Consider the following 18,277-nt stretch of genomic DNA (forward strand, 5'->3'; position numbering starts at 1 on the left):
TTGACCCGGTCGGCTGTTTAGCCAGGCTCAATTCATTTACCTTTGCGCCCTATGAGATTACCCCTTCGAGCCTCGCTATTGATGGTATGTACGCTGCTCTCTTTGGCTGGTACTGCGCAGGTAGCCCGCACACGCATGGTCGTACTCATGGGCGCACGATTTGACTTTACTATTGTGGCCGCAGATTCGTTGAGTGCCGAGCGGTACATAGATACCTGTATTGCTGAAGTGTCGCGTATCGAATTCCTCATCTCCGATTGGAAACCCGCATCGCAGGTATCGCAGGTGAATCAACAGGCCGGCATAGCCCCGGTGAAAGTAGATCGGGAAGTATTGGAACTCACTGAACGCGCCATCCGCATATCGGAGCAGACCGGCGGTGCCTTCGATATCAGCTTCGCCGCCATGGAGAAGATCTGGAAATATGATGGGTCGATGACTCAAATGCCGACTGAAGAAGCAGTAATGAAAGCGGTATCTAAAGTTGGGTACAGGAATATAGTCGTGGATCGTGAACGATCGACCATCTTCCTGAAATTGCCCGGTATGAAGATCGGCTTCGGCGCATTGGGCGAAGGGTATGCCACGGACCGTTGCCGCGATATGATGATCTCCCGCGGTATCAAAGCCGGTATCGTAAACGGCTCAGGAGATATGAGTACCTGGGGCCGGCAGCCCGATGGCAGTCATTGGACCGTCGGCATTTCCGATCCTTTTGAAAGGGGTGACTTGTATGCGGTGCTGCCCCTGCGCACCAGCGCTGTCGTTACTTCCGGCAGTTATGAAAAGTATATTGAACTAAACGGTAAACGTTACTCGCATATCATCAACCCGGCTACCGGATATCCCGCAACTGGCTTAATGAGCGTTACTGTATTTGGACCCAGTGCCGAATTGGCCAATGCTTTCAGTACTTCTATTATGGTGATGGGGAAGGAGGCAGGCTTCAAACTGCTGCGTCAATATCCCGACTACCGCTGCATCATGGTGAGTGATGATAAAAAGTTCTACACTTCGCGGGGCGTTCACCTGAAGCGTTACCGGGTGAAAACATAGCCAACCTGTTCAGCTATCCAACGGGCAAGGTTGCCCTGCGTTCCGCTCTACGGTTGTCAATAGCAATCGGTCAGTATTTGCCCGCCAGCCCGGAAGTCCTCCAACGTGGCTGTCCCTTTACCAACACAGATATCATTCAGCACCTGCAATACATCTTTTTGCATCGATAAGGAGCCGCAGATCATAAATACGCTGCCGGCCTTCAGGTGATTGTACATGGCTTCCTGATCTTTCTCCATGATGGTGCTCACATATTGTTTATCGCCCTCCCGCGAAAGCGCCAGGTGTACCTTGCTCAATTTACCGGCTGCGGTGCAGGCGTCCAGCAATTCTTTGTAGAGATTGAAGGAACCGTTGGTGCGGAATCCGCAATAGAGTTCAATGGGTATATTCTTTTTATTGCCATCGATCATGCCCAGGAACGGTGCAATACCTGTTCCATTGGCTACCATCACTATGGCAGGCGCTTTTTTGGGAAAGTGGAAATGCTGGTTCTTTACGATGCGTGCTTTAATGGATTCGCCGGGCGACAGGTTCTCCAGGTACCGGGATCCCAATCCTTTCGGATGCACTTTAATACTGAGTTGTATTTCGGAGCCCAGTTTTCCAATAGAATACAAACGCTCGCGATGATCGTTCTTTGGATAGATCGCCAGCAGATCGCCGGAAGCTACTTTCCGGTTACGGATCTTTAACCTGATGCGGAAGGCCTCGTTCTCATCCACATCCGTTTTGTGGGTTACCCGCAGCTTTTCGAGGCCCTGTTTATTGGTCACCAGCAAATCGCGGCTAAGCGTAAGGTGCAGGCCGGTATGGGCCGACCAGGCAGTGAGCCAGTTGCTGAAATCCTGCGGCGAACGGTCATCAACCGTAAAAAGTTCCGTTGCGGCTTGTGCCCAGGTCTGTTGCTGCAATAAGTGGTCGATCTCCACCGCAAACTGGCAGAACGCCGGGTAGCTGCGCGAGCCAAATCCTACCACACTATACTGTACTCCCTGCTGCTGCGGGTATTTGAGCAGGCGCGCTGCAAAATGTTTTCCATTGGTGGGCGGATCGCCCAGGCCGTAAGTACTCGTCATTACCACGAGGTGCTTAGCGTTTGGGTAATGGGCGTATTTATCCAGTTCGGTGAGGTGAACCTTTTCGCCATGCGCAATGAGTTGTTTACACACGGATGTAGCAAAGCGGTAGGTAGTGCCATTCTCCGAACCCACGAGGATGACGATGCCTGCCTCCTCTGCTTTGTATTTGTTCGGGATGCGGCCCGAGCGGCGCTTGATCGTAATGACCAGTCCCGAATACAGGAAGAATAACAGGTAGCCGGCGGTGATCGCGAGTACGATTGCCCAGGCCATATGATTGCGGCCGGTATGCCAGCGAAGCGCCCAGCTATTAAGCTGCTGAGCCTGTGAATAGGCTTGTTGCGCCAGCACATCGCCGGTGAACTGGTTTACCGCCACCTGGCGGTCGCGTAACTTGAGCGTATAATAATCCTCCGGAAATTCAGAGAAGGGAAATTCAATGCTTTGTACGTCTGATAAAAAGGTCTGTTGAAAGGGGACAAACTCCGCCGGTTTACGGGCCGGCTCTTCAGCAACATGATCAGTATTTACGGGCAATGCTTTTTTGCCAGGGGCAAATTGATTGAAGAGCGCCAGTGCCAGCAGGGTGCCCGTGATAGCTACAAACAATATCGGCAACAGGGCAAAGCGGCCAAACAGTACATGGTAGTATTGCGCCCAGTTGGTGCGCTCAATGGGATTGAAAAAACGCCGTAGGCCTTTTTGCCTTTGTATCACGAGCGCAATACCCGATAGCGTGATCAGGATGAGCAAAAAGGACGTGATGCCCATAATGATGCGCCCCGTTTCGTGCAGGAAGAGTGATCGGTGTAGGGTAGTGGTAAATTGAAAGATCGCCGGCTGCGCAACAGGCTTGCCCAATTGTTCGCCGGTGAGGGGATGTACAATTGCTTGCTGATTATCGCCTTCCTTGCCCGACCAGGTGATGGTGATATGATCGTTATCGTCGACCTTGATCTCCTGCAATCCGGGATACTTATCCTTAAGAGCAGGAACGACCTGTGCTACGGTAAGGGTATCGAAACCCTCCACCTGGTAAGACTGCATTTTGCCGGCAATGGGTTCAACCGCGAGGATGATGCCGGTGATAGATGCCAGGGCCATAAAAAGACAAGAAGATACCGCCAATGCAAAATGGCTGTATCTCCATATGGATATCGTCATATCACTGATTGCTGTTAGTTGGCGCTGAAGCGCACGTACCGGATATAACCTTTTCCTTCCGACTTAGCTGCGAGGCCTTCGGTGGTGAGGGGAATTTCGAGGTCTTTAACATGGTATTCCTTGTCCTCTACCGCGCTTTCAAAGCGAAGCTTATATCCTGCATTGATAGTCGCATTGTCGAGCTCGAGGGTTACCACGCTGCGATCGCCGCCCGCTACCGATGCGCCGGTGATGGCGCTGATATTGGTTGGTTTCTTCTTAAAGGCTTTGTGCCATTCCTTGACGTCGGGGTACCATTTTTTGTCGGACCCCAACACGTACAACGTTTTGGCGTAAGTGTCGTTGGCATTGATCAGGGATACTACCAGGTAGGCGCCCTGGCCCATATAGTTCGTCATCTGGATCATACACTTGTATTTGGTGGTGCCTTTATCCTGTGCCTTTCCTTCCAGGCTTACTGCGAACAATACGAGCGCGAGTACGGTAGAGATATATCGTTTCATGGTTGCTTACACTACTTTAAGAAGTCGACAGAAATATGTTGTTTGCTCAGGAATTCATTTTCGCTGGCCAGTTGAAAAGCGGTTTCATTAAAGCTGGTGCCGATCTCTTTTTTGGCGCCAATGCTCAACAGGTATTTCAGGGCGCTGTCGTCTTTCGCGATCATAGCCGCCTTGTGCAGCGCAGTGAGTCCTTCCTTGTTCTTGGCATTCACATCCACGCCAAATGTTTGCACCAGCTTCAACAAGGCGAGGTCATTCTTTGCCACTGCCAGGTGGTACAGGGTGTTGCCGTCTTTTTGGGGAGCGGCGACATCGAGCCCTTTGGTCTTCAATAGGGCCAGCTTCGCTTCAAAGTCTTTGGCTGTGCGTGGGCTATAAGAATCGAACAGGTAATAAACAAGGTTGTTGCCTTTGGCGTCTGTGGTGTTGATGGCAGCACCATTGTCGAGCAGGTATTGAACGACCTCGGGCGAATTGCCTTTTACGGCCAATGCCAAAGCAGTTTGACCGTTCTTATTGGCCAGGTTGATGTTCTTTACCTGAGGCTTCAGCAGTGTAAAGATGGCTGTGTCGCGATTACCGGCAGCTGCATTCATGAAGGGCGTAGTGCCTTCTTCATTGGCCTGGTTAACGTTGACACCTTTGTCCAGAAAGTATTTAACGATATCATTTTGTCCGGGCCTGCGTACCAGCGCATGTAATACATTGTCGCCATTCTTTGCCGTTGCCGTTGGCTTGATGCCGAGGCTTTCCAGGTACTGGAATACTTCCAGGCTATTGCCTTTACCACGGCCACCGAGGCTGGCCATGATCAAAGCACTATTGGTAAAGCTTACGCCTTTACTGAGCAATAACTTCATGTTTTTGATATTGCCAGAGCGGGCTGCGTAATCGAAGGCCGTATTGCCGGCCGCATCTTTTGATTTTATATCCAGTCCTTTCGATACGAAGTAATCGGTGAGTTTGAATTCGGGATCGTTGCCAACCGCCAGCAGCAGCGCGTTGGCGCCATCGTGGTTGAGGTCGGTCTTGAGGTTAACGCCTTTGTTGATGAGGAGGTCGTACACTTTCGTGTCCTGCTGGGCGCCACCGGCGGCAAAGAGTACGGGAGTAGCGCCGTGGCTATCCTGTATATCTACCTTGGCGCCTTTTGAAAGCAGGTACTGCATGATCTCTGTATTACCCTTGCTAGCCGACCAGAAGATATAGGTGCGGCTATCGTGGGTCAGCTTGTTCACATCATTGCCTTTTTGCTCCAACAGGTAGAGGATGGCGTCGTTGGGCGCGCCGCTATTGATGGCCAGCACCACGGGATCAAAAGAGTTTCCATTGAGTTCTGCCGCATTGGCGCCTTTTTCCACCGCCGCCTTAACAGCGTCGAGGTTGGGTTTTTCCTGCCAGAAGCCAGGATTGAGCAAAGCGTTGGCGGAAGTTTGGGCGGGGCGTTGCGCCCGGGCTGTAGTACCGAGGACCAATGAAGCCACGAGGGGCATCAATAAATATCTCATGTTTAGGCTTTTATGTATTAATCAGGTCGCTGGTGGAGAGGTAGCCCGTAAAAGCTACCGCAACAACCTGTTTTTCAGGGTGCGAATGTAGACCCATTTATGGGTAGCATTGTTACGAATGCGGGAAAAAGGGAGTGTTAAAAGTAGTGCACGAAGCCTACCGATATACCAATTTGGGAAAAGTTGGCGGGTTCGTACAGCCTGGTCGATGGTTTGTTGGGATCGCCGGGTTCCGTAGAAGTGGTACGCTCGTAGGTCCAGCTTTTTTCGGAGGTTGTCATGGTGGCCGGCTGAACGCGCCCGTTCACCGCATATTTCCGATAGCTGCCTTCGCGAATCGGCAAGGACATCATTTGTCTGTTAAGCTCAGTATGTGCAGATCGGAGAAGGTATGGAAGCCCGTGTCTGGTGGATTTTGCCGGGCTGCCGTTGTCAGGCTCATGAACAGGCAAAGGCCTATGGACAGATATTTTATTTCCGGTCGTTGGGGCATGCTCCAGCGGCTAGTTTATGGTTATTTTCTTTTCTGGTTCCGGAATACAGGTCGCACTGCCATTGATGATCTTCACTTTGGCTTTCACCGTATAGCTGCCAGCGCTGCCATAAGTGTGCGAAGTGCTTACGCCGTTTACCGTGGCGGTACTGCCATCGCCAAAAATCCATTCAATAGAACTCACGGAATGGTCTCCCGTATAATTGACATGAAAATCGATCTTTTTAGGATTGCTTCCATCAGGCGTAGCGTGAAGGGTAACATAAAGGTCTTCTGCCAGGCAGTCGATGATGTCTTTGGCTGTTTTCTTGCAGGAAGAAAGGAAGGTACAGGTGAGGAGTGCGCTTATTATGAACAACCGCATATTCATGATCACAGGTTTAAATGATTTCTTATAAAGTTAGCCATTTTGTTGGTGTACGAATTCCTTTACCAGATAAACGCCGTAACGGCCAGGCCAAATGTCCAGTGATTGAATCTTACCTTTTCCGAAAAAGAACGTTCGTATTTATAGGTACCGTCGGTATTCACTTCACGCAGGACATCGATGTCGAAATCGTGGTCCGAATCGAAATAGGCCGCATAGGCTTTGATACCCAGATTGCGCGCAACCCTTTTTTGAATGCCCATACCGCTGCTCCAGCTAAACGTATATTCCGGCTTATAGCGGATGTAGGGCAATTCCTTTACGGTAAACAGGTCCTGGAAATCTTCACGTATCACCACCATCACATTCCCTTCGGCACCTACCGAACTGCCGGCGTTCAGTTTAGCGGTGATGAACCAGTTGTTGCGCAGCGGCAAACTGAAGAAGGGACCCACGTGCAGGTAACGTACACCCATAGGTTGCGTGTAATATTCATCGCTGATGAGGTTGACGGTTGGGTCGTTAACGACCAGTTGATCATCGTTGGCGGGAAAACTCGTAAAAGCAAACTCTCCGCCGATGCCGAAGTTCTTATGAAAGAACCAGGCGCCTTCTAATCCAAAGTTGAAGCCCCGCTCGGCATGCAAACCTTTGTTGCTTTTAATGAGGTCGCCTGAGCTGGCTACGGCAAAACCCAGCCTCAGCTCGATAAAGCTGGGGCGCTTGCCCACCGGGAAAGGATCGCTGCGCAAGGGTTTGTGCAGCCCTTTATCCTTGAAAATCTTATCGGCAAAGAAATAGCCCAGTTCGGTAGACAGGATGCCGATGCCGGCTCCGGCGAGCACGTCGGATATCCAGTGCCGGTTGTTGAGCTGGCGGCCTACAGCGGTGGCCGTCGACATGGTATAGGCAGCAACGCCGTACAGTGGGTGCCGGTACTGGCCATACTCTTTGTTGAGGAAAGTGGCATTCATAAAGGAGTTGGCGGTATGTCCCGATGGGAACGAATTGCGGTCGTCGCCACTGGGCCTTTGCACTTTTGCCGAGTATTTGATCGTATTTACTGTAATGCCCATAATGGCGGCCGAGAAAGCGTAAGAGACAAAAGCACGGCCCATGCTGTGCTTGCCCTTCACCCCCACTGCATTGAGTCCAAATACAGCCAGGGCGGGTACGTATTGCAGGTAATCGTCGTAGTGATGCCGGAAGGTGGGTATATACCGGTTGCGCAGTTTGCGGATCTCTTCTCTTTCACCCCAGGTAAGGGCCGATGCGGCAAATAAGGCGATGGGCACGGCCGTCATCCGAACAAATTTCGATTGCCAGAAGCCGGGGCGGTTGGTGAGTGAATCGGGTGGATTGGCCAGGGAGAAGCGGGATGCCAGCAGGCCTGCGGGTGGTTTTACGCCAATGGTGTTTTGAACATCGTAGTCCGGAGCAAGGGTGTCAGGATCTGCTATCAGGTTAGCCTGATCAACTTGCTCCCTCAAAGTATCGGTTTGCTGTGCGAATAGCGGACGTGCACAACCGATCAATAATAGCAATAGTCCACAAGCGTACTTCTTCATAAGTGTCGGTAATTGGTGGTAATACGGGTACGCGGTAGCTGACAAGGCACTTCGAAAATACGGCACACCCGGGGCATTTGCCGGTTAATTTTATGCAACCAGTATTATTTACCCATATACCTTGAGAGGAGTTATACAAACCGACCTTATCCATTTACGGGGGCTTTCGCAGCTACTTTTGATATGTAAGGAGAATGTTGAAGAAAAAAGAGAAGAGGTCTGGCCCCGCCAAACCTCTCCTGAGGACAAGTATAGTACGGATGTTCTTGTTAGTTGTTCGGTGCCGGATCTCGTGGCGACAGGGATGCTTCTATTTGGTCGAGTTGCTGCATCAACGTTTTGATCCTGTCGCGTGTGGCGTACAGATCGGGTAGGGGGGCGCCTTTTTGGAGCATAGCGGTAAAGGATTTTATTTCGTAAATGATCTGGGCTCTCAAAACTATCGTCTCCACAAATTCTGTTTCGATAAACCTGTAAAAGTTTAATGCCAGCGCCAGACTTTAAGATGAAGACTTGAAAATGAAGTAGCTATATTATAGCCTGCTTAGGCTATCTTAAAACTGTGGAAGCCTCTCCCATAATAGTTGGGGTTTGTTGAAAAAGTGGATAATGAATGGGACAAATGCTTGCTGGGTGCTAAAAATATTAGTAATATTGCGTCAGGGATTTTAGCAATGATGGTACAGCAGCAAGCGATAAAAAAGCAACTGGAGCAGGAGATACTGCTTATGCAGGGGTTTAAGCCCTTAACGGCTGATCCTGCGCGGACCATCGATATAGGGCCTATGGCGGCATGCTTTCCCTATGGACAGTTTCCCCTCGGTAATATGCATGAATTCCTGGTGGGGAATGAAATAGATGATGCCTGCACGTCCGGCTTCATAGCCGGTATCCTGACCGGCCTTATGCAGAAAGGCGGCGCCGCGATCTGGATCAACCAGTCTAAGAAATTGTATCCCCCCGCTTTTACCCAATTTGGTATCGAGCCCGACCGGCTCCTGTTGATCGATGTACGCAAACAGCAGGAAGCCTTGTGGGTAATGGAAGAAGCATTGCAATACGGCGGACTCGCTGCAGTAGTGGGCGACCTGCACAAGATCGATCTCACGGCGTCGAGGCGGCTGCAGCTGGCAGTAGAGAAAAGCCGGGTAACGGGCTTTGTGATCCGCAACAGCGAACGTGCCTTGAATACCATTGCCGCAGTAGCACGATGGAAAATATCCACGGCAGCCAGCGAATCGTCCGATGGCTTGCCCGGCGTAGCCCATCCCAGGTGGAAAGTAGAGCTGCAGCGTGTACGCAACGGAAGGCCGGGCGCCTGGATCGTTGAGTGGCAAGCCGGTAAGTTCCGGTTTGTAATACCACCTGCTATCAGCATCCTGCCTGCCACCAAAAGAAAAATAGGATGATATGGGCAGGCGTTTCCTTTCAATCTGGTGCTGCTATCTCAAAGCAGATTATTGGGTACTGCGACAACCTTCCCTTAGGCATACTCCATTTGTACTGGCCGCACCCGATCATGGGCGCGCCGTAGTACAGGCTGTTTGTCCCTCGGCTTTTGCGGAAGGCATTGAACCAGGCATTACCGTAGCCGATGCGCGCACCATCTTATCCGGCGTAGAGGTGCTGGACGATGAACCGGGCATGGCCGATAAACTGCTGCAAAGACTGGCAGCCTGGTGTATACGCTTTACCCCAGTGGCAGCAGTAGATGCACCCGATGGCCTCTTGCTCGATGTAAGCGGTTGTGCCCATCTGTGGGGTGGTGAGAAAGCCTATCTGGAAGAGATCTTGCTGCGCTTCGGGCAACTCGGCTTTACCGTTCGCACCGGCATGGCCGACACGATCGGCGCGGCCTGGGCTTTGGCCCGCTTCTCCAAGGGTAACACCATAGCGCCGCCTGCCACTCATATCGAACACCTGCTGCCCTTACCGCCGGAAGCGCTTCGCCTCGGGCCGGCGCTCACGGCCCGTTTACGGCAGCTGGGCCTCGATCGCATTGGGCATTTTATAACCATGCCCCGGCAGGTGTTGTTGCGGCGGTTTGGGACTGATTTTCTACTGCGGCTCGATCAGGCTACCGGCCATGCGCTGGAAACACTTGATCCGGTAGAACTGCCATCGCTGTATGAAGAACGATTACCCTGCCTGGAACCCATCGTGACTGCAGCGGGTATTGAACTCGCCTTGCAACAACTGCTCGAAGCCCTTTGCAGCAAACTGCAAAAAGAAGGCAAAGGCATCCGGCAGGTGGTATTAAAAGGATTCCGGGTTGATAATATGATTGAACAGATCGAAGTGGGTACGCATCGTGCTACACTGAATGTTGCTCACTTGTTTAAGCTATTCGAACAGAAGATACCACAAATAGAACCTGCCCTGGGCATCGAACTGTTCCTGCTCATTGCTTCGAAAGTAGACGAAATCGCTCCCTTACAAGAGAAGATATGGGAAGGCAGCGCTGGTATGGAAGATACCGGGTTGTCGGAGTTGATCGACCGCCTGGCCAACCGCATCGATATCAAACAAATTCATCGCTTTGCACCGGCTGAGCAGTATTGGCCGGAATGGTCATTTGCCGACGCGCCAACGCTGCATGGAAAAATTGACCAGGCCTGGCCTGCCGGTAAGCGCCGGCCGGTACATATGTTGTACCAGCCGGCACCCATACAGGTAGCTGCACCGGTGCCCGATTATCCGCCCATCCTTTTCCGTTATAAAGGCAAGGTGCACAATATTAAGAAGGCCGATGGCCCCGAGCGCATCGAACAGGCCTGGTGGCTGCAAACCGGTGAGCACCGGGATTATTATGTGGTAGAAGACGAAGCTGGTCAGCGCTTTTGGGTATACCGCAGTGGTCATTACGATGAACACAATAAAAGCCAATGGTTCCTGCACGGATTCTTTGCTTAAGGAGGACTAATGATGAAGTATGCCGAATTACAAGTGACATCCAATTTCAGCTTCCTGCGGGGAGCTTCGCATCCCGAAGAACTCGTGGAGGAGGCGGCAGCCCTTGGTTATGAAGCCGTGGGGCTAACCGATCGCAATACGCTGGCCGGTATTGTGCGGGCGCACGTGGCTGCCAAAGAAAAGGGCATTCGCTTTGTGGTCGGCTGCCGGCTCGATCTGCTGGATGGTCCTTCCCTGCTCGCTTATCCGATGCGGTTGCAGGGCTATAAAAATCTCTGCAACCTGCTGACGACCGGTAACCTGCGCGCCGAAAAAGGCGACTGTCACCTCTATAAGAAAGATGTGTTGGCATTGGCCGGCGACTTGTTGTTCATACTCATTCCGCCCGAAAAGCTTAATGCGCAATTCGATTTTGATCGCAGCTTCTATGATCAGTTGCCCGAATGGCGCGCCCACCTCACCAATTTGTATATAGCTGCATCCTGTAGTTACAGCGGGGAAGACCGTAAACGGCTATTCAGGCTGCAGCAGATCGAAGAAAAGTTCAGCATACCCATGGTGGCTACCAATGATGTGCATTATCATCAGGCAGCCCGCCGCGAGTTGCAGGATATCGTTACCTGCATTCGGGAGCAATGTACCATCGAAATAGCTGGCTTTCGCCTGCACGCCAATGCCGAGCGATACATGAAGCCCGTAGAGGAGTTACATCGCCTGTTTATGCATTACCAGGAGGCTGTGCAGAGAACCTGTGCAGTAGCCGATGCTTGTTCCTTTTCGCTCGATGAGCTCCGTTATGAATATCCGGAAGAGATTACCACGGAAGGGCGCACGCCACAGGAAGAATTGACCGTGCTGGCCTGGCGGGGCGCCCATGAACGGTATGGCGCCGTAGTGCCGGATAAGATCACGGCTGCCATTCGCTACGAACTCACTTTCATTGAAGAGATGAACTATGCGGCTTATTTCCTCACCGTGTACGACCTGGTGCGCTATGCACGGAGCAAGGATATATTGTGCCAGGGCAGGGGATCGGCCGCCAATTCCACCATCTGCTTTTGTTTGGGGATCACATCTGTCGACCCCACCCAATTCGATCTCCTCTTCGAACGGTTTATTTCTTCGGCCCGCAACGAGCCGCCCGATATCGATGTCGACTTCGAGCATGAGCGTCGCGAAGAGGTGATACAATACATCTATGAGAAGTACGGGCGCAACAGGGCCGCCATCGTAGCCACGGTAACCACTTTGCACCAAAAGGGCGCCATCAACGATGTGGGCAAAGCCATGGGCCTCTCGCTCGATGCCATCAAACGCCTGTCGGGCATAGTATGGGAATTTACACACGAATACATCGATGAAAAGCGGGTAGTAGAGCAGGGACTGGAGCCCGGCGATAAGCTATTGCTGAAAGTGCTGCAGCTAACGCAGCAGTACATGGGGTTTCCGCGCCAGCTGGGCCAGCATACCGGCGGCTTTGTCATCACGCGGGGTAAACTGTCCGACCTATGTCCCATCATGAATGCCCGCATGGAAGGCCGCACCTGCATCGAGTGGAACAAAGACGATATCGACGCTCTCGGCTTCCTGAAGATCGATGTGCTGGCGCTCGGCATGCTTACCTGCATCCGCAAAGCATTCGATATCGGCAAAGCCCATTATGGCCTCAACCTCACCCTGGCCAGTATACCCATGGATGATGTGGCGGTGTATGACATGATCGGACACGCTGATACCATTGGTGTGTTCCAGATCGAGAGCCGCGCCCAGATGGCCATGCTGCCCCGCATGAAGCCGAAGACCTTTTACGATATCGTGATCGAAGTGGCCATCGTGCGGCCCGGCCCCATCCAGGGCGATATGGTGCATCCCTACCTGAAGCGGCGCAATAAGGAAGAGTTGGTGACCTATCCCTCACCCGAATTGGAGGAGATACTGAAGCGCACACTCGGTGTGCCTTTGTTCCAGGAACAGGCCATGCAGATCGCGATCCGCTGTGCAGGATTCACTCCCGCTGAGGCTGATGCCCTGCGGCGCAGCATGGCCACCTTTAAGTCGCATGGCATGGTCACGAAGTTCGAGGAGAAACTCATCCGCGGCATGCTGGCCAATGGATATACCTTGGAGTATGCTAAGCGCATCTTTCGCCAGTTGGAAGGATTTGGCTCTTATGGATTTCCGGAAAGCCATGCTGCGAGCTTTGCCCTGCTGGTCAATGTATCGGCCTGGCTCAAGTGTCATTATCCCGATGTGTTTGCCTGCGCCTTGCTGAATAGCATGCCCATGGGCTTTTATGCCCCGGCACAGATCGTACGGGATGCCCGGGAGCACGGCGTGGTAGTGAGGCCGGTAGATGTAAACCTGAGCGATTGGGATAATAAGCTCGAAGAGCAGGAGGGGAAATACAAAGCGATCAGGCTCGGCTTTCGCCAGGTAAAAGGCCTTCGACAGGAAGAAATGGATAAGCTGGTAGCGCAGAGACGATCGGGATTCGATCGTATCGATCAGTTAAGGGATATTGGGATAGCGGTGTCTTCGCTGGAGCAACTGGCTTATGCGGATGCTTTTAGATCGATGAGGCTCGACAGGCGGCAGGCCTTGTGGGAAGCCTCCCGCAAAGATGCACCCGTAGGCATCTTCCAGGGCATGTCGGAAAAAGATGCCGCAGAAGAGTCGGTCCAATTGCCGGTGATGGCCGAGTCGGAGCAGGTGGTACATGATTATGGATCGGTATCCTTATCGCTTAAAGCGCATCCTGTGAGTTTCCTGCGCGAAAAGCTGCACCTGTTGCGGATAACGCCTACAGGCGCGTTGGCCGATGCAGCCGATAAAGACCAGGTGAAGGTGGCAGGCCTGGTATTGGTGCGCCAGCGCCCGGGTACTGCCAGCGGCATCTGCTTCATGACCATTGAAGATGAAACAGGCAATGCCAACCTCGTGATCTTTCAAAAGCTATTCGATCAATACCGGAAAGAGATATTGCAGTCGCAGCTCATTATGGTGGAAGGCAAAGTGCAGAAGGAAGGAGAGGTGGTGCATGTGGTGGTGCAGCAATGCTTTAACCTGAATAAATTACTGCGTACGTTAACACCTGCCGACGACCATGCGCCAACCGTACAGGCCACCGCCCGGGCCGATGAAAAGGATGGCGTGTATATAGCGGCCGACTATAAGCCCGTACAGCACAAGCATACGCAGCAACCATCGCTGTTCGATAAGGCACGTAACTTTAAATGAGCTGCCGCACGCGCACCGGCGAAACCTTCGCGTCAGGCTCCAGGCTCCTTAATAGTTGAATCATTAGCGTTACTCAAATATATCCAGCTCAGCAATAGAAAGCTGGCGGTTATTGCCGGCCAGCTCAGTAGCTTCAATGCGTACATAACGGGCTGCCTGCGGTTGAACCAGAGCGTGATAGCGCATCGTAGGGTCATTGACCAGGTTGCCAAATTCGAAAGAGCCTGCGTCTTTCCATACCTTCCCATCTGTACTCACCCTGATAATGCCTTTGGCCAATAGTCCCGTGCCGGCTTTTACCGGCGGTGTATAGGCAAATCCACGGATTGGGTGTTCATGGCCAAGATCGATCGTAATGAAATGAGGGCCCTCACCATCTGCACTCTGCCACCAGGTATTGTCTTTGGCATCGATGGCCAGCCCGCCTTTATGGTTGGGTGTTTCACTATCGGCAGCTTCAATTTTCCAATTGTTCTTAATAATACCCAAACGGGTTGTCGTTACTGCCCCTCGTTGGTCCTTAATGAAAGCTACCGCTTTTATATTGGCCTGGGCCGATGGGAATGGTGCTGTGTAATGAGTGGAGTGTACAGTAGGTTCCGTTCCATCCGTTGTATAATAGATCTGGAGCCCGGTGGCCAGGTTTGCCGCAGCGTTCTCCCCATGTGGCTTCCAACTGAAAGCTTCTCTCATGGGTTCAATGGTAACCATGCCCTTGTTATCTCTCGAAGCCTGCAGCCTCGGTGGTCTGCTTTTGTAATAATGGGCGGTGATATTGGCAATGGATGGCAAAGTTCTGTATTGGGTAAAGCGGACGCGGAATTTGGCAGCCGTAACATCTGGAAACCGCAGGATGCGTTTATAGCCGATATTGGTAGCTGAGGCTACTTGTTGCCATTGACCGTTTATCCAGGCATCCACAGTATGCTCCTCCACGCTTTCTCCCCGCGTACTGATCGCTTCCTGCAAAACGAAGCGGTTGATGGTAACCGGCTTTGGTGTAGTGATGATGATTTCAGGATTGGCAATGTTCACAGGCGCAAAACTGGTAGCACTATTGTCGAGCGCAGCGACTGGTCCTTTAGCGCCCTTCAATAAGTTGACGCCATAGGTTGCGCGGATCCTCCGGCCCGTTTCTTCCAGGCAGGCCACATCTGCCGGCGAGAATTTGCCCAACCTGTTGGGCGGTATATTCAGTAGGAAGGTGGAATTGCCACCCACCGATCTTTCATAAATATCAAATACATCATCGGCGCTTCTCACTTGCTGGGCCTCATCATCGCGGTAAAACCATCCCTCGCGGATGGAGGTATTGGTCTCTGCCTGCTGATAGTGGAGGTATTGAGCACTGTATAGTTTTTCACGGCTGCCCAGGTCATCCTGCGTAAGGTCGCCGAAACTGCCCAGGGTATCCGGATTGGTAGCATAGGGTATTACATTCCATTCGGTAGGCCGGGTACGGCCAGCTTCGTTGCCACACCACCGTATGTCTTCCTTGCCGAAGATCACCGCTTTAGGCGCCAGCGCATGGATCAGTTTTCTCCAGGCCTGGTAATTATAACGCTGACCTCCTTTTGTTTTGGGGTGCGCCCCATCGAACCACACTTCGTGTACCGGGCCATATTCGGTCAGCAGTTCAAAGAGCTGGTTCAGGAAATATTCGTTGTAATCATCCACTTCAAATTGAAAGGTAGTCTTGTTGGCGAATGGCCTTCCGGACACTGCTCTCGGTATAGTGCGTTGTGTATACTTGCTGAGATTGCCGTACAGTCCGTCGGCCGATTCGATCTGGAAGAGGTCGGCGGGCGACAGGTAGATGCCCACCTTCAAACCATATTTGGCACAAGAGGCGGTAAGCTCTTTCAGCACATCGCCCTTGCCATTTCGAAAACCGGTCGACATGATGCCGTGATTCGTGTAGCGGCTTTGCCATAACACGAAGCCATCGTGGTGTTTAACGGTCAGGATGACCATCTTCATGCCGGCAGCCTTCATGGCCTGGCACCATTGGTCGGTATGCAGTTCCTTCAGGTCGAAGATGCGGGGATCTTCCTTGCCATTACCCCATTCCAGGCGGGTGAAGGAGTTGGGGCCAAAATGGATAAAGGCAATGAACTCGTTGCGCAGGGCAGCATACTGATTGGCCGTAGGTATTACATGGGCAGCTTTGCGGATAATGTCGTCGTGTGTATCGGTAGCGCTTACCGGGATCGTAGGCTTATACCCAATGGAAGACGACGATGGCTGTGCGTAAGCAGTAGTGGCCAGCACAATACCCGGTATGAATAGAGAGAGCAGTTTTTTCATGTTGCAATAAATTATTGATATACCCTTACCCAGTCAATGATCATATTCACGGGCAGGTGCGCTGTTTTTACCTTGCCTACCCAGCTGCCGCCGAGTTGCTGGTCGATGAGTAAATAGAATGGTTTGTCGAATGGCCATTGAGAGGGATCTACACCCGCCACACGCGGGTAAGTAAAAGTTTCCTTACCGTTCAGTACATAAACGATCTTATCGGGAAACCACTTAATACCATACACATTGAAGTCGTTGGGCTTCATGCGGGCGGTGGATCCGTGAGGCGGTTCTTTATCTTTCTTCAGGGTATAGGTGTAGTACGTATGAATGGTTTGGTACACGATAGAATCAAAATTGAGGTGCTCCATAATGTCGATCTCGCCGCCGCGTGGCCAGTCGCTTTTTTCCGGTAGCAGCCACATGGCCGGCCAGGCGCCCTGCGCGCATTCCAGCTTGGCCCTGATCTCCACCATGCCATATTGAAAAGCAAACTTGCCCTTGGTATATACGCCGCCCGTAAGATAGGGACGCTTGTCGGTGCTGGTGTCTGGATTTTGAACACCCTTCAGGTAAAGTTGTCCGTTATGCAGGTCGTAACAGAGGTCGGCAGTGGTCATATGCCTGCCCCAGTCGGCTGTATTGGGTGAGATTCTGGTCCATTTAGTCGTATCTATCGCCTTGCCGTTAAAGTCTTCCTGCCACACGAGTTTCCAGGGTTGTAGCTCCCTGCCTGCGGTTTGCACCTGCATATAGTTGTCGACGATCGTGTACTGTTTTGTTTTGCAGGAAGAAGCTACGAGGCACAGCATGGTGATATACAAAACGACCCGCACGCGCCGTAAAGCGGCGCCGCGGTGCGCTATGGCCCTTGCCGGCAAAGCGCTTAGTAAGCCATTTGCCGCAGTTATTCTTCTATTCATGGTGTACAATTGCATCAATACAGGTAAGGTAGGCTATTCGAGCCTTATTCCTACGCGCAACGGTTTGCGCGAAACGGCATAGGTAAACGCCTCGTTTACCACTTCCAGCGGGAATTCTTTTTCCACCACCTCGCTAAAAGGATAAGTAGACCAATGCTGCTGCAGGAAGTCGTAAGCATACCTGAAGTCGGTAAAATTGTAATTGTGAATGCCTTTGATGGTGATCAGCTTGCGGATGATCTGTTCAGGATCGATTTGCAAACGCCGGGTGTTGAACACAGCCCCAACCCATACAGCTACGCCGCCAATACCCAAAGCATGGAGACCAAACTCCATCGCATCGGGCGACCCGCTCATATCAAAAACAACATCGACGCCACGTCCATTGGTGTGTTGCTGAAGTGCGGTATGCAGGTCGGCTGCCGGGATCTTCATATCGAAGAGCGCATCGGCGCCAAAACGTTGCGCCTGTTGCAGTCGCTGATCGGTAATGTCTGCTGCCGCGATCCAGCTTGCGCCGGCTTCCCGGCACATCGCCGCACAGGTAATGCCCAGGTGCCCCATGCCCGTGATCAGTATTGTTTTGTTGGTCAGGTCGCCGGCCATACGCAAAGCCCCGGCCACGGTAGCAACAGAACAATTGAGCGTAGCGGCAATAGCTACCGGCATGGTCTCCGGCAGCCGGATGATGCCGGTATGGGGTTTCAGCACGCAATACTCCGCCAGTCCGCCATGAAATACTTCAGGCTCCTGTACTCTTACATGTCCGTATTTGAAAAGCTGATCGCCCTTTTGTGGAATGCCCCGCTGTGCGTTGATCGATTGCGGATCGCTGGCAAAAACAGTCCAGGTAATCAGGTCGCCCGGCCAAATGGGCTGCCCGGTCAGGTCGGTAGCGGAATGATCCGGATGGATCGCCACGATGCGACCCACGATCTCATGACCCAGCACGGTAGGGCAGGGCTCATTCCGCAATCCGCAATAGGTGTGCAGGTCGCTGCCGCATAACGTGGTGTATACATTTTTTACCAGAAGCTCCCCACGTTCCAAGGGGCTGACGGGATAGGACTTTATTTCCAGTGCTGTACCGGGTCCATGAAACAACGCGAGCTTGCCGGAGTCTGGGAGAGGAGACATCATCGTATAGAATTAAGGATAGTGAACG

14 protein-coding genes are annotated in these 18,277 nt (G+C 52.2%); 4 read left to right on the top strand and 10 right to left on the bottom strand.

Annotated elements, in window-relative coordinates:
• Window positions 1-51 precede the first annotated feature (51 nt).
• Window positions 52-1,056: an FAD:protein FMN transferase gene (locus tag P2H89_RS19405; RefSeq protein ID WP_275829903.1), complete on the top strand. Its 1,005-nt coding sequence runs from the start codon at window positions 52-54 to the stop codon at window positions 1,054-1,056.
• Between the two features lie 56 nt (window positions 1,057-1,112).
• Here the strand turns inward: P2H89_RS19405 and P2H89_RS19410 are convergent, their stop codons facing one another.
• From P2H89_RS19410 to P2H89_RS19440, 7 genes are all read right to left on the bottom strand, one after another.
• Window positions 1,113-3,302 (bottom strand): PepSY domain-containing protein, encoded by a 2,190-nt coding sequence (locus P2H89_RS19410; protein ID WP_275829905.1) that lies wholly within the window; start codon window positions 3,300-3,302, stop codon window positions 1,113-1,115.
• A 14-nt stretch (window positions 3,303-3,316) separates the two neighbouring features.
• Window positions 3,317-3,805, bottom strand: a complete 489-nt coding sequence (locus P2H89_RS19415) for a DUF2271 domain-containing protein (RefSeq protein ID WP_275829908.1) — start codon at window positions 3,803-3,805, stop codon at window positions 3,317-3,319.
• 11 nt (window positions 3,806-3,816) lie between these two features.
• Entirely contained in the window at window positions 3,817-5,313 is a 1,497-nt protein-coding gene (locus P2H89_RS19420) for an ankyrin repeat domain-containing protein (RefSeq protein ID WP_275829910.1), read from the bottom strand.
• 137 nt (window positions 5,314-5,450) lie between these two features.
• Window positions 5,451-5,663, bottom strand: a complete 213-nt coding sequence (locus P2H89_RS19425) for a hypothetical protein (RefSeq protein ID WP_275829912.1) — start codon at window positions 5,661-5,663, stop codon at window positions 5,451-5,453.
• Between the two features lie 153 nt (window positions 5,664-5,816).
• A complete protein-coding gene (locus P2H89_RS19430; RefSeq protein ID WP_275829913.1) occupies window positions 5,817-6,176 on the bottom strand; it encodes a PKD domain-containing protein in 360 nt (119 codons plus the stop codon).
• A gap of 59 nt (window positions 6,177-6,235) precedes the next feature.
• Window positions 6,236-7,741: a phosphatase PAP2 family protein gene (locus P2H89_RS19435; RefSeq protein WP_275829915.1), complete on the bottom strand. Its 1,506-nt coding sequence runs from the start codon at window positions 7,739-7,741 to the stop codon at window positions 6,236-6,238.
• A gap of 269 nt (window positions 7,742-8,010) precedes the next feature.
• Window positions 8,011-8,193, bottom strand: coding sequence for a hypothetical protein (locus tag P2H89_RS19440; RefSeq protein ID WP_275829917.1), 183 nt, complete (start codon window positions 8,191-8,193; stop codon window positions 8,011-8,013).
• A 225-nt stretch (window positions 8,194-8,418) separates the two neighbouring features.
• On the opposite strand from P2H89_RS19440, the gene P2H89_RS19445 reads away from it, so the two are divergent.
• From P2H89_RS19445 to P2H89_RS19455, 3 genes are read left to right on the top strand one after another with little or no spacing between them, the layout of a single operon-like run.
• Complete coding sequence (locus tag P2H89_RS19445) at window positions 8,419-9,150, top strand: Error-prone repair protein ImuA (protein WP_275829919.1); 732 nt, start codon at window positions 8,419-8,421, stop codon at window positions 9,148-9,150.
• A gap of 1 nt (window position 9,151) precedes the next feature.
• Entirely contained in the window at window positions 9,152-10,654 is a 1,503-nt protein-coding gene (locus tag P2H89_RS19450; protein WP_275829921.1) for a DNA polymerase Y family protein, read from the top strand.
• Between the two features lie 9 nt (window positions 10,655-10,663).
• A complete protein-coding gene (locus P2H89_RS19455; protein WP_275829923.1) occupies window positions 10,664-13,891 on the top strand; it encodes an error-prone DNA polymerase in 3,228 nt (1,075 codons plus the stop codon).
• A 69-nt stretch (window positions 13,892-13,960) separates the two neighbouring features.
• Here the strand turns inward: P2H89_RS19455 and P2H89_RS19460 are convergent, their stop codons facing one another.
• The 3 genes from P2H89_RS19460 to P2H89_RS19470 are packed head-to-tail and all read right to left on the bottom strand — an operon-like array spanning window position 13,961 to window position 18,252.
• Window positions 13,961-16,198, bottom strand: coding sequence for an alpha-L-fucosidase (locus P2H89_RS19460; RefSeq protein WP_275829925.1), 2,238 nt, complete (start codon window positions 16,196-16,198; stop codon window positions 13,961-13,963).
• An 11-nt stretch (window positions 16,199-16,209) separates the two neighbouring features.
• Window positions 16,210-17,112, bottom strand: a complete 903-nt coding sequence (locus P2H89_RS19465; RefSeq protein WP_275829927.1) for a glycoside hydrolase family 16 protein — start codon at window positions 17,110-17,112, stop codon at window positions 16,210-16,212.
• A 33-nt stretch (window positions 17,113-17,145) separates the two neighbouring features.
• Window positions 17,146-18,252, bottom strand: coding sequence for a zinc-binding dehydrogenase (locus P2H89_RS19470; RefSeq protein WP_275829929.1), 1,107 nt, complete (start codon window positions 18,250-18,252; stop codon window positions 17,146-17,148).
• Window positions 18,253-18,277: the final 25 nt, after the last annotated feature.

Source organism: Paraflavitalea sp. CAU 1676, assembly GCF_029223285.1.
In the GTDB taxonomy this organism is placed as follows: domain Bacteria; phylum Bacteroidota; class Bacteroidia; order Chitinophagales; family Chitinophagaceae; genus Paraflavitalea.

Excerpts from the sequence above, each read along its gene's own strand:
- P2H89_RS19405 (WP_275829903.1), top strand. The coding sequence starts at position 52 with ATGAGATTACCCCTTCGAGCCTCGCTATTGATGGTATGTACGCTGCTC.
- P2H89_RS19410 (WP_275829905.1), bottom strand. The coding sequence starts at position 3,302 with ATGACGATATCCATATGGAGATACAGCCATTTTGCATTGGCGGTATCT.
- P2H89_RS19415 (WP_275829908.1), bottom strand. The coding sequence starts at position 3,805 with ATGAAACGATATATCTCTACCGTACTCGCGCTCGTATTGTTCGCAGTA.
- P2H89_RS19420 (WP_275829910.1), bottom strand. The coding sequence starts at position 5,313 with ATGAGATATTTATTGATGCCCCTCGTGGCTTCATTGGTCCTCGGTACT.
- P2H89_RS19425 (WP_275829912.1), bottom strand. The coding sequence starts at position 5,663 with ATGTCCTTGCCGATTCGCGAAGGCAGCTATCGGAAATATGCGGTGAAC.
- P2H89_RS19430 (WP_275829913.1), bottom strand. The coding sequence starts at position 6,176 with ATGAATATGCGGTTGTTCATAATAAGCGCACTCCTCACCTGTACCTTC.
- P2H89_RS19435 (WP_275829915.1), bottom strand. The coding sequence starts at position 7,741 with ATGAAGAAGTACGCTTGTGGACTATTGCTATTATTGATCGGTTGTGCA.
- P2H89_RS19445 (WP_275829919.1), top strand. The coding sequence starts at position 8,419 with ATGGTACAGCAGCAAGCGATAAAAAAGCAACTGGAGCAGGAGATACTG.
- P2H89_RS19450 (WP_275829921.1), top strand. The coding sequence starts at position 9,152 with ATGGGCAGGCGTTTCCTTTCAATCTGGTGCTGCTATCTCAAAGCAGAT.
- P2H89_RS19455 (WP_275829923.1), top strand. The coding sequence starts at position 10,664 with ATGATGAAGTATGCCGAATTACAAGTGACATCCAATTTCAGCTTCCTG.
- P2H89_RS19460 (WP_275829925.1), bottom strand. The coding sequence starts at position 16,198 with ATGAAAAAACTGCTCTCTCTATTCATACCGGGTATTGTGCTGGCCACT.
- P2H89_RS19465 (WP_275829927.1), bottom strand. The coding sequence starts at position 17,112 with ATGAATAGAAGAATAACTGCGGCAAATGGCTTACTAAGCGCTTTGCCG.
- P2H89_RS19470 (WP_275829929.1), bottom strand. The coding sequence starts at position 18,252 with ATGATGTCTCCTCTCCCAGACTCCGGCAAGCTCGCGTTGTTTCATGGA.